The sequence below is a fragment of the Gemmatimonadota bacterium genome, assembly GCA_026706845.1.
Classification (GTDB): domain Bacteria; phylum Latescibacterota; class UBA2968; order UBA2968; family UBA2968; genus VXRD01.
In genome coordinates, this window is record JAPOXY010000011.1 from 1 (window position 1) to 12,370 (window position 12,370).

Below are 12,370 nucleotides of genomic sequence, written 5' to 3' on the forward strand. Positions count from 1 at the left end.
TTCCCGTTCTGGCGTATGCGTATATGAAGCTGGGAAAGATAGTACCTGCGGAGCGGTATTTTGAGCGGTATCTGGATGGTCTTGATCCCAATGCGAGAATGCTATATGAGGACATCCGCTTTGTGGCCTCGCGCGAAGAACTCGCCGCATTTAATGCCACTCCGATAGACGAGCGCGAGGGATTCTTGCGCCGGTTCTGGAACTTACACGATCCAGATATCACGACGGCTGAAAATGAGCGGAGAATAGAGCACTACTGGCGGGTGTGGTATGCACTGCATCATTTTTCAGAGGGTCAAAGTCCATGGGATAGGCGCGGGGAAGTGTATATTCGATTTGGTGAGCCGGATTATCGCTCTCAGTCAGATGAGTTAAATTTTGAACAGAGTTTGGCTGTGCAAAGGATCAAGGAGCGATTGGCTTTGTCGATTTATGGTACCAAAGTCCATCCAAAGGAGTTTCTGAGATCAGGACGCAGTAATCCTTATAATACAGAATCTTTAATAGCCCCATTAGGTGCCACTTATGTTGGTCCAGTTTATCCCGTGCGAAGTCTGCGTGGAAAAATATCGGAGTTTCAGGGATATACCGCAGAATTATTCGAAATATCGACAGGTTCTGCGCGTGAATCCCGCACAGATATTTTTCGGCCTGTTACAGCATCAGAGGATGGGGCAATGGTGGCGTGGGAGAACTGGATTTACGTCGATATTGGCGATGGACTCGATATTACGTTTACCGATGAAAGAGGACTCGGCATCTATGATTACGCACCTGCACCACCCGGCGATATGGTTCCCTTGAAACAGTTAGCTGTTTTACATCGCTATAATCCGAGAACTGTGACCGAACAGGCCGCCGCCCAAATCCCCGATTATTATCGCCCACTGGAAAACGAGGATCCGTCTGAATTTTATTACGCATCTGCGGATTTTCGCGGTGAGGATGAGAAAACAATGTGTGAAGTCTATCTCGGTGTGCCTCACACGCTGGGGTATTACTTTGCGACAGAAGATGAGACACGCCTCTCGGTTGAACGCACTATCGCTTTGATCAATACGGAGACTGGAAGCATCTATCGCAGCCGCGCACCCTTACACTTCAGAAATGCGGGCGATGTCACAGGTATTAAAGGCGCAGTTGTGCCGGATGTGATTCGCCTCAATGTACCGCCCGGTTCTTACAAGATGGAGGTGTCTGTACAGGATTTGATTTCCATAGGCAAGGGAAGGTATCGCCAGGATATGGAGATTGAGGCATATCCACAGACGCAACTTCGAGTAAGCGATCTGGAACTGGCCTGGCAGATTTTTGAGAGGAAGGAGAGAAGTAAATTTAGCAAAGGGCACCTTGAAGTCATTCCTATGCCCACCAGGACCTATCCGCGAGATCGAAGTATTTATGTGTATTACGAGATTTACAATTTGAAACGCAATGCGTTTGGTCAGACCAGGTACCGAGTGGCATATACGATTCGGTCACAAGAAAAGATGACATTGGGCGCGCTTGTTTCACAACTGGTCAAGACGATTACGAAGGGAGAGGACGAGGAGATCGCAATAGATTTTGAGCAAGTGGGCAGGCGTTCTTCAGAGGCCACATACATCGCGCTGGATTTGACAGCGTGTGGGCTGGGTCGCCATACGGTGAGTGTGAAGATTACAGATTTGGAATCTGGTGAGAGGGCAGTGAAAAAAGCCTCTTTTGTGGTTGCTGATTAGAGAGGATAATGTTGGAGATCCTTTATATCCCCATATTGTATCCATTTTACAACATCTGAGCTAAAAAAACACACATGTTGATTTCTTTCTCAAATGAGACAATATAATATAAATACCATAAAAACAGGTATTTATATTATTCCTTTCCGATTTGGCTGTAAAAAAGTGCATTCATTCTGGGCATCAAAAAACTGCTAATTGTTTCGTACTCTAATCTTGACAATGAGTTTTTAATTGGCTATTTTTTTAAAATTTATATGCTAATTATTTAGCATAACATCATTCGGGATATGGTTTTTATTTTAAGTGTTCATTTTCGGACACTACTGTCTCAAAATCGGACACTTATGAAACTGCGTTCATGGCACAAATTTTCGTAACTAATTGTAAAATATAGAAAAGAAAATTTTGGCACAAGAATTGCTTGATATTTTTATAAATTCACCTTTTCGCATATCGCCTTGAGACAATCAACAGTGTATTGATGCGCTTGATGCCCAAACCATAAACACTTCACCAGAACGAGAGAACTTCAATGAGATATCCACTTCTAATATTATTGCTCGTGTTTTCTGCGGCGGTGCAGTGTGAAGAGGTGTTGCCACAACGCGAAGCGGTTCCTCGTCTGGCGGTGTTTCCACTACTTTCAGAGAAAGACCCCGATTACGGAATTTTTATGGCTGACCGATTGGTGGATGAGTTGATGCGCTATCGGGATATTCCCGCGTTTCAGGGGCGCTGGTTTGAACTGGTGGAGCCGGATACGATTCCACAGGACAGGATGGAGAGGATATTGGAGACCAAACAGGCGTTGAAAGATTATGATTTATTTTTGTTGAAAACAGCGGCTCGCGCAGATCGGGCGTTGATCGGATTTGTTTCTGATGCCGGGACGCGCACATTGCATGTGCGGATTGTGGATTTGGATACTGGGGAACCCATTTGGATGGGTAAGGCGCGGGATGATGTCGAATGGCAGTGGATCTATGCTCAGCGCGATATTGGGGAGATTGCACTGGGCAATTTGATGGCGCAACTCGGGTTTCAGGAAGCCAATCGGCACGGCAAGATGATGCGGTCAGATGAGTGGCCGTTGCAGGTGGTATTCGCGCCTTTGCACACTTCGCAAAAAGCACTGGTGGGAGGATATGAGCGGTTGATTAGAGAGGGTATGATAGGTGATGGGTTATTTGATAGATTGGATATGTCACAGCCCATAGGCGCGCGACTGAATACTGCGGATCGGACGTTGTTGGCGCATAGGGCAGATGCTGTTTTATGCGGTAGTTTGATGGCTACGGGCAGGGACAATGCGATCAATGCTGTGGGGGTTGCGCTGCGGCTTATTGATACGTCTTCTGGTCGTATTTTGTGGGCGGGCAGTGCCAATGGTCGGCGCGTCTGGCGCAAGGATCGGTTTGACGATTTGTCGCAGACAATTGCCACAGATCTGATCGCGGGGTTGGCAAAGGTTAAATCGGGTACTCAGACGGATGCCTGGGCAAATCAACCGGAGCCGCAAGATGGACCGGGATGGGTGAATCGGGGTATGGTCGCGCTGGAGCGCGGGCTTTTGAGCGATGCTGAAGAGGCATTTTTGAAGGCCGAGTCTTTTGAAGATAGTCGGGTGCTATCTTATGAAGGCTTGGGAAGGGTTTATGCGCGACGTCCCGCTCTGCGGCAGCGCGCTGTTTCGTATTTTTATCGCGCCATAGAGGCGGATACGACGCGCGCAGATTTGTATTACCAGATGGCGTCGGTGTATTTTGATATCGGTACGGATCAGTGCGTGGATATGGCGTCTCGGGCGCTTGCGATTGATTCGACGTATAGCGCGCCATATCAGTTGTTGGGGGACTGGTTTGCGCGCGATGATTTTTACGCTTTATCCCAGGACAATACAACAGCCGCAGCGTATTATACGCGCTATTTGTCTCTGGAACCGGATGATGTTGATGCGGTGACAAAGCTGGGTGCTGTGTTGTTGCGTATGGAGGATCAGCAGGCGATCGCGCGACAGATTTTGCCATTTATGAAACGCCATCCTGAGGCGCTCGATTTGTTGCCTGTTGCAGCACAATGGGCTTATCGGGCGGGGGATTACGAGCGCGCTTCGGAGTATTGGGATCGGTTTTTGGAGCGGATTGATGCACAGACGCTGACGTTGCACGTTGATCCAACCCCTATTTTGTCAGATGCTCAACGCGCGATCTACAATGCGCTTTCTAAGGGGGAGAAGCAAGATTTTATCGATCGATTCTGGATGCAAAAGGATCTGGATCCGACGACAGAAGTGAATGAGCGTTTGCAAGAACACTATCAGCGGGTGTGGATGGCGCGGCAATATTTCGCAGGGTCTGCGTATCCTTATGATCGGCGCGGTGAGGTGTATTTGCGCTATGGCGAGCCTGATTATCGTTCGCGGTCTGGTCGCGCGCCTGGAGTAATGAGTGTTGCGGTGCAGCGGGTGAAGGACGCGTTGTACGCGCAGTTATACACGCGTCCGCCCGATGGCGCGCTCGTGGGCACGGTGTTTCCCGTGCGGAGTTCGCGTGCGATGATGGCCGATTCGTTTGGACTGATGGCGAGAAGAGGATCTGGGATTTCTCACACGATGGGCGATGGTTATTTGCCGGTTACCTCTGGGGAAGATAATAGTCTCGTGCCCTGGGAATCGTGGGTGTATGTGACGGTTGGCGGGGGGATGGAGATTACATTTACGGATGAGATGGGATCGGGGCATTTCAATTTTGCGCCGATTCCGTTGCGCCAGCCGATAGGGATGCGGTCCATAACGCGGATTCAGGAAAATGCGCCGGAAACGGTTTATATGCAGGCTGTGGGTGAGATACCAGAGCAATATCGACCGTGGTGGCAAACGCGGGCGTTGGAATTTTATTTTGATGTGGCCGATGCGCGCGGGGGATATTTCATGACGCGGGTGGATGTGGCCTATGGTTTGCCGATAGATGTGGAGAAGATCGGTAGAGGCGATTTGACACTATCTATTGCGCTTTATGATTCGGTGACAAACCGCGCGTTTCGCACGAGTCGAGCGGTTGTGCGGAAAGACACGCTATCTGATTCGAATGCTATGCTGACCGATTTGTTGACCTTGTCCGTGCCGCCCGGCACGTATCATTTGACGGTGAAGGCAGAGAATGTCAGTGCCAATCGCGTGGGTATGTTGCGGCAGGTTCTTGCGGTTGAGTCTTATGGCGATTCGGAGTTGCAGATGAGCGATCCGGTATTGGCCGCGCAGATAGATGAGACGGATGTGGATGATTCTTTTCGCCGAAAGAATTTGCGGGTGTTGCCTTTGCCCACGCGTGCGTTTCTCATTGGACAGGAGATGGGGTTGTATTTTGAGGTGTATAATCTAATGGCAGACGCGTTTGGGCAGACGCGCTATCGCGTGACGATTCAGATTGCGGCTCTGGAACAGGTGGAGGGTTTGCGCATGCTGTTGACCGGTCAGGAGGTCAATCCCGAAGTGTCGATGTCGTTTGAACAGGTGGATACACAGCCGAGCGTGCAGGTTTATCAGTTTGTCGATCTGACAAAGGCGAAACAGGGGCGCAATCGGGTGAAAATTATCGTAGAAGACTTAAATGCACCGCGTCGTGTTTCAAAGGAGATTGTGTTTCGATATGGGCAATAGTGTCACATATTTTTTGTTGTGTCTTTTATTGTTGGCCGGGTGTGATTCCAGGCGCGATCTCGCTACTGATCCAGCCAATTCGCGGATTGTGGTCCCCTTTGATCTGAGATATGACGCGGAGCAGAATGCGGTTGTACTCGAATGGGAATATCTGGGTATTGAACCTGTGGCGCGCTATCGATTATGGCGCAGCGAGCGCGATGGCTGGCGCAGATTTCCCTGGCGTGATTTGCCTGCGCCTTCGCGGGAAGCGAACCCCCGTGCAGATGTGTGGAAGATGATGCCGATCGCGCATTTTGATATCCAGGCTGGTGAACAGCACCGTTATAGCCTGCATACAGAAACCGCCGAAAAGAAACCAGCAAGAGCAACCGTAGGCTCGGTGCAGATTCCCGGGGCGCTATTGGAAACGATCCAGTTTTTGCCCGAAGAGGGTACAGCGACTATCAACTGGCATTTGGCGGCAGGTGTTCCCCGTCGCTATGAGTTGTTGCGTGCTGTAGATGATGCGGCAGCGCAGGTGATTTTTCAGTCTGAAGATCCCGCCGTTGCGAGTTTTACCGATGAGCTCATAGAGGGTAACCGCAAATATACGTATTGCTTGCGGAATACGATGGATCGCGATGTGGTGCTCGATAGTCGCGAAATATTTATATACCCGTATCAACGGCGACTCAATTTCAATATTGTCGAGGCACCGAATGTGTTTGTGGCTTTGACGTCCGCTACGACTTTTGCAAGTCCCGCCCTGGCATTACTCGCGACATCCGATGCCATTTCCATACGCGAGGTCAATCATACGGGATATGAGGGTGACCCGCGCGTACTGCCCGTGCCCAACCGTGCGGGGTTGCAATTGAAATCTCTTTCTGTTGTCGCGGTCTCTGCTGGAATCCGCGTTCTTCCCACTGTATTGCTCTGCGGCATTTTGTCAGAGACCAGAGAAGTGCAGTTTTCTGCGTTTCGGTCGTCTCAGTTGAGAATCTATGAGATTCCCTGGCAATACGAGGACTGGCGCGTTGCAGATTCTGAGTTGCCTACTGCGATAACGATTGCGCGAGATGGCACGATTTGGGTGGGTGTTGGACAGAGGTTAAAGGCATTCTCATTTAATGTAAATACCATTGTTGAACGCGGGTCTTATGATACGGGTATTGAAGGCGCGATCCGAAGTCTGGCGGTTTTGGGACCTGATATCTGGATGGTGACGACGCAGGGAGAGGTGTTTCGCACAGATACAAGCCACATGGGGTCACAGCCTGTTTGGGAAGAGGTTGTGTTGCCCGATGGTGTTTTTCCCGTATGGATTGGCAGTGGTCCCAGGGCTGTATTTGTACTGGCTCGGGATCGGATTATGGTTTTTAATGCTGACGGACAGCCTGTATTGCGATGGCGTGTTCTGGATGATCTAATTTTAGATCCTGCTGGGTTGGTTGTCTCTCATGATGGCGGTGTGTATGTATGGGATGCACAAAATCATATTGTTCTGTTTAAAAGCGCACCCCCGTTTCTGGTGCCTTTTGTCCAGGCCGATCCAAATTAATCGGGGAGAAGAGATGAGGTTTTTGGTTTTTATGGTAGTGATTGGTACATTTGGTATTGCAGGTGCTCAGGATATTCCGTCTTATGTTCGAGAGGCTGAAGCGCGCTATAAACAGGGGGATTATGCAGGTGCGATAGGGTATTTATTGGCTGTGCCGGGTGTGGCACAACTTTCGCCGAAGCTGACGCCGATGAATCGGGATTCGCGCGCACGTCTGTTTTATGATCTGGGATGTTGTTATCTTGCTGCGGGGGACTCTCTGCGTGCCGATTGGGCATTTCGAGAGGCTTTTGCCCTGAATAACCGATTGGATCGGGGCTATTTTGAGAATGCAGATCCGGGCGCGTTCTGGTGGGCTTTATTGCACGGTGAGGAGGCCGCACGCCGCCTGAAGACCAAACGCTTGTCGGCTGCGATGCGGTCTTTGGTATTTCCCGGATGGGGGCAGTATTACCGGGGGTATAAGAAAAAAGGATACGCATTTCTCGGTGCAGTGGTTGGTACATCTGTCGTGCTGAGAATGCAGTATAGGAATTTTCAGAGTGCCCGCGATCACTACAGTCAGACGAATATATTTCAACATGTAAACCAGCGATATACAAATGAGGATGGGACGCGCTATACCGAGTGGGAGGCGCGTCATCGAGAGGTCAAGTCCAGTGAAAAACGGGTGAATATTCTGATCGGTGTCCTCGGTGCGATTTGGGTTCTGAATCTATTTGATAGCGCAGTTTTTGAGCCTGCGCCCATGGGTTTGACCATCGCGTTTTGAGGTATATAGGGCAGATTTTCAAGGAAAGCCGATGTTTTTACATCGGCTTTTTAATATTTGGCACTGTCTTTCGCGCGGTTGCTTACCACCTGTGTACGTAATGTCCCTGACCGGAAAACCACAGGGCATCGACAATAAAAGACAGCGCGACTCCCAGACCATAACCGGTAAGCAGGCCAATAAAGAAGGGCTGAAAACGACGATAAGCAGAGACACCGCCAAAATGCAGTACGAACAATTTGAATGCCCAAATAATAAAAATAGAGACCTGATTGCTGCGGGCGACATTGGTGCTGCAAACAGTCAGGCCAATGGGATGCAGGGGCCACCAGGGGAAGCGATATTGTAAGAATGTGAGGCATCCCATCAATGCTGCGCCGCCGCCAAAAAAGCCCAGTCTTTGCCAGTCGGCATCAAAGGGATTGACAATTTTGCTGAGGATCACCGGATAGATCCGATTGATACCCGATTTGAGCGGAATGTCATTAAAATTGAAAGCCCCCTTTTCATAACCCAGGGGAATGACATAGAAGATAAACGTCAGACAGCCGACGACTAATCCCAAAAAGACTGCGCCTAAAAGTTTGCGGTGGTCGGCTTTGATCCATTCGGATAGTTTGGCGATATGGATTAATGCGGGCATAAACAGACCGCGAATATAGTTCGTGAGTGCATAGGAGAGGGCGAGCGATGTCATCGTGGGCATCGAAAGGGCGTGTGCGCCGAGAGAATAAATGGTGAAAACCTGTGCGCTGATTGGGGCTTGCACAAAAAGGATGCCAGTTTGCGCGACGACGCGCGCTATGCCTACGTAAATGACAAAGGTGGCTACAATGTAAAAGGCGATTGTTGAGGGGTTCATGCCGGATTGATATAACCAGAAAAAAATAAAAACTGTTCCAATAAGCAGCCCCAAAATAGCGGTGCGGTAAGATAAGAGTTCCCGGGTGTCGTCAATGGGGTGTTGTGGATTGATGGCTTTGAGAAGGACTGCTTTGAGATGATGGCGAGAGATGTACAATCCCCAAAAAACGAAAAAACACAGAGCGCCAAAACACAACCAGCCCGCGCCGGAAAAGTGAAGCGCACCATAGGGGTCGCCGCGGCCGGACATGTCAAATCCAATGCGATTTAAGAGGCCACCTGGGATTTGGTAAAAAAGAAGATGGAAGAACCACATGCTGAAAAGCACGTCGAGGTTGGCAAAATAGGCAAATCCCATGACGTAAATATTGAATCGGGGAAAGATAGGGGGATAACCTTTGGCAAAATAAAAAAAGGGAAGTGTCAGTTTAATATCGGGCACGATAGGCCAGAAGAAATGGAGGATATTATAGGTGAGAATGCCAGAGGAGAGAGCAAATCCCGTCCAGTAGAGACCTCTGTACTGCAAGGGATTATTGCGTGTCTGTTCTGGAGAAACAATATGCAGGGTCGGACTTAACAGAGGAAATGCCAAACGCTCATTTTCAGACCACTGGCGGCGCAAGATGACTGCAATACAGGCCGAAACAAAGACAATGGCGGCGATGAAAATAAGCCACCAAAAAAGGGGTGCCCCCCATATAGACCAGGGGATTGGCGTGCCGGGCAGTGCGCCTTCGTAAAAATCGCGCATTGCGCCGTTGGTATTGGGTGGTACCAAATAGATAGGAAGGTGGGCGTGAAAGAAGTCCGCCCAGCGGTTTTCTGGCGTGGCAAAATAATACGGAGTAGCAATGGTTCCAAAAAGAAAACCGAGCACACCTGATCCGGGCACCACACCACCTGCGAGTCCCATTGCAATGATGACGAACTGTTCGGAAGGGGTTAAAAGAAGGGTGGGGTTCCAGGCTGATAGTAGGGGGGTGAGCAGGTAGCGTATGAGGAGAAAGAGGATGAATACTGCGACTGGAAAGTGGCTGAGGTTCATGCGCGATGCCCGCACGATGTACTCTGAATAGGGCATCCAGAGGTTGATCAGGACAACGAGCGCGAGACCCAATACAATGGCGCGAAGACTTACGCCACTTGTCCTGTGTTTGGGCAGGTATTCTGATCTGTATTGAGGGGCTGGCGTTTTTGCCATAGGTTTGATTGCTTATGGCGGAGAAAATGCCTCAGATGGCAGCGATGTGGGGTCGGTTTGATCACCGATGGCTTGTTCGTCTCGCCAGTTGGGGTTGTAGCGTTCTCCTGGCATGGTGGCGTGGATCATTTCATAAACGCCATCTCCAAGGCGATCCAGAAATACGAACTCGTAGTAGTTGAGGTGTTCGTAGGTCCAAATTTCAAAAGCTTTGCCGGTGGCACTAAACGGACTGCGTTCAATGTCTGTGGGCAAGCCGTATTTGATGTGAATGCGCCCTTGATCGGTATCCGATCCCTTTTGCCCGGGACGTGCAGAGAAGCGTTCGTCTGCATAGCGAATGCGCTTGAAATGTTCTGTGGCAAATTCGTTTTTGGGTGTCAGAGGCGTTGGATCCCGTTTTCTCCAGAAGGACAGAATAAATGCCACTTTTTCGGTGGCGCTCAAGGAGGGATAGGTTTCGCGTTCAGTTTTTGTGGCGATATAGCGGATTTGTTTGTAATAGCGTTTTAAGGAGGCGGGGTCTGTTGCCAGTGCGGGTTTTTGTATAGAAAAAGCCCGCTGGCGCGTGGTCATTTTGCCCGTGCCATTATCGCGGGCAGTGATTTCCAGTACATAATGCCCTGGCGGTACACCTTTGAAATCGAGAGCTTCGGTTTTAATTGCGGTTGTGCCGGGTTTGCGGTAGCGCGCCGAGGGAAAGTTTTTGATCCGCTGTCCCGCGGTATCCAGGAGGGCATAGGCGAGGTCGAAAGTTGCAGCGCGTCCCTCGCCTGTGGCAAGGCCATAGAGTTCAAAGTAGATGTTTAAGGTCGTCGCGATTGACCTGCGTGCGTTGGGAACGATTTTGAACCCGTTCTTGACCAGATTTCTGGTGGTCTGTGTGTTTGCAGCGTCAATCCGATGGGCAAACTGGATGTCACTTATGGTCGGGGTGGCGTTGTCAAATTCGGGCATTGTAAAGGCGAGTTCACAGGTGCCTTCGGCATTGGCCTGCAAATCTTTCAAGCGAACGCGAACCCCGTAGGTGCCGGGAGCAATTCTGAAGCTCAGTGCCTCTGTAATCATCTGATCGCGCGGGTCTGTTCCCGCGTCTGTGACGATCTGTTTTTCCCATTTGAAGGGCATGCTATCGCGCCTGGAAAAAAAGGTGGCTTCTACGCGATAAGCAGCCCGCTGTTGGTCGTTCAATGCTCTGAAGGTGAGGTGCCTACACGGGCACTGGAGATACAGTTCGCCGTAGTTCAGGCTGTCTGGCGTATCAAAACCCGCCCTGTCGATCCAGAACGGAATGGCTCCCCGCGCCATCACTGGCATATCTTCTCCCGAAATTGGCGCGAGGAGACCCTGTGCGAGACACAGCGACAAAAGGATATATTTCATATCGCAACTCAGAAGGAACCGCCAATATTTATCCGGTAGGTGGGATCCAATAATTCGCCCATATCGCTATATGCAAAGTCCAGAGTGAAGGGGCGCTCATTGACCGAGTATTTGAGGCCAAAACCGAGGGCAAAACTCTCGGTATCGTTATTGAATTTCCAGCCACCGCGCAGCGCGAGAATATTGTGCAACCAGAGTTCGGCACCCGTGTGAATGCGGCCTTCAAAATCGACAAAAAAGGCATTTTCAGCAGCTACGGTAAGCGAAACTGGATCGCCCAGATTGCCGTAGAGTTCCATTGAGGCCGCGATGCTGTAGATGAGGGGGCGGAAGGCCGTATCGTCGATGATGACGATATCCTGTCCGAAATTCTTCAAGGTCATGGCCAAACGCAAAGACCGGAACCCGGTGTAAAAGAGCGTGCCTATCGAGACATCCAGACCGCTGTTGACATCGGTATAGAGCGTCTCTTGAATATACCGGCCCTGGGCACCAAATGACAATCGGTCGGTGAATTTGATGGCATAAGTCAGGCCAATGGCAAAGTCGCTGTCTTTAATGATATTGCCCGTGCCATTGGGCTGGAAAATGGTGGTTTCTTCAAATTCATCGGGTGTGAAAGACAAGACTGTGATGCCTATGGTCTGCGTGCCCAAGTTGTAGGCAAAAGCCCCCGAATAAAATTTGGAATTGACCATCCACTTGTTGTATCCCAGGCTAAAAGCGGCGCGATTGATTTGCGTGATGCCCGCAGGGTTCCAGAACATGGCATCGATACCCGTGCCCACTGCGGTGTACGCATCGCCCATGGCAACTGCGCGCGCGCTTTGGGAGACTTTGAGGAAGGTGAATCCGGCATTGCCGAGTTTTTTGAGCCCAGCCTCTGCGCCTGTTGCCGATAGGGCAAAGGCAGTGAAGACCAGGACGAGTGTTGTTTGTAAGCGTTTCACGTGTTCCTCCTTTGCTCTATTTGATGATCATAAACATCCCGGTCTGCTTTTTGCCCGTTTCGCCAGCAACCAGAGATTCTACCACGTAGTAGTAGCGTCCGGCGGCGACGCGCCCGGAAAATGTGCGCGTGCGCTGGTCCCAGGTGGCTTCGCCCCTGTCGGGGTCGGTAGTGCGCTGTGGGTGGTTGATGACGGCGACCAAATCTCCGGAGATTGAAAAGATGGAGATTTTTGCTTTTCGGGGTATGTTGACAAAGCGAATATTGGTGCTG

General features: G+C 50.3%; 8 protein-coding genes. 4 read left to right on the forward strand and 4 right to left on the reverse strand.

What is annotated here, in order from left to right:
• The 4 genes from OXG87_01155 to OXG87_01170 form a co-directional block, all read left to right on the forward strand.
• Positions 1-1,721 (forward strand): GWxTD domain-containing protein (locus tag OXG87_01155; GenBank protein ID MCY3868129.1); only part of this gene is annotated, 1,721 nt, incomplete at its 5' end.
• Positions 1,722-2,256: 535 nt separating this feature from the next.
• Entirely contained in the window at positions 2,257-5,382 is a 3,126-nt protein-coding gene (locus OXG87_01160) for a GWxTD domain-containing protein (GenBank protein ID MCY3868130.1), read from the forward strand.
• A complete protein-coding gene (locus OXG87_01165) occupies positions 5,372-6,925 on the forward strand; it encodes a hypothetical protein (GenBank protein MCY3868131.1) in 1,554 nt (517 codons plus the stop codon). Before OXG87_01160 ends, OXG87_01165 begins: the two co-directional genes overlap by 11 nt.
• A gap of 13 nt (positions 6,926-6,938) precedes the next feature.
• Positions 6,939-7,697 (forward strand): DUF5683 domain-containing protein, encoded by a 759-nt coding sequence (locus OXG87_01170; protein ID MCY3868132.1) that lies wholly within the window; start codon positions 6,939-6,941, stop codon positions 7,695-7,697.
• A gap of 82 nt (positions 7,698-7,779) precedes the next feature.
• On the opposite strand, the gene OXG87_01175 is transcribed toward OXG87_01170, so the two are convergent.
• The 4 genes from OXG87_01175 to OXG87_01190 all read right to left on the reverse strand — a co-directional run.
• The gene (locus OXG87_01175; protein ID MCY3868133.1) at positions 7,780-9,765 is read right to left on the reverse strand and encodes a hypothetical protein; all 1,986 of its coding nucleotides are present in this window, start codon (positions 9,763-9,765) and stop codon (positions 7,780-7,782) included.
• A 12-nt stretch (positions 9,766-9,777) separates the two neighbouring features.
• Complete coding sequence (locus OXG87_01180; protein MCY3868134.1) at positions 9,778-11,148, reverse strand: GWxTD domain-containing protein; 1,371 nt, start codon at positions 11,146-11,148, stop codon at positions 9,778-9,780.
• 8 nt (positions 11,149-11,156) lie between these two features.
• The gene (locus OXG87_01185) at positions 11,157-12,098 is read right to left on the reverse strand and encodes a PorV/PorQ family protein (GenBank protein ID MCY3868135.1); all 942 of its coding nucleotides are present in this window, start codon (positions 12,096-12,098) and stop codon (positions 11,157-11,159) included.
• Positions 12,099-12,114: 16 nt separating this feature from the next.
• A partial coding sequence (locus tag OXG87_01190) for a hypothetical protein (GenBank protein ID MCY3868136.1) occupies positions 12,115-12,370 on the reverse strand: 256 nt, incomplete at its 5' end.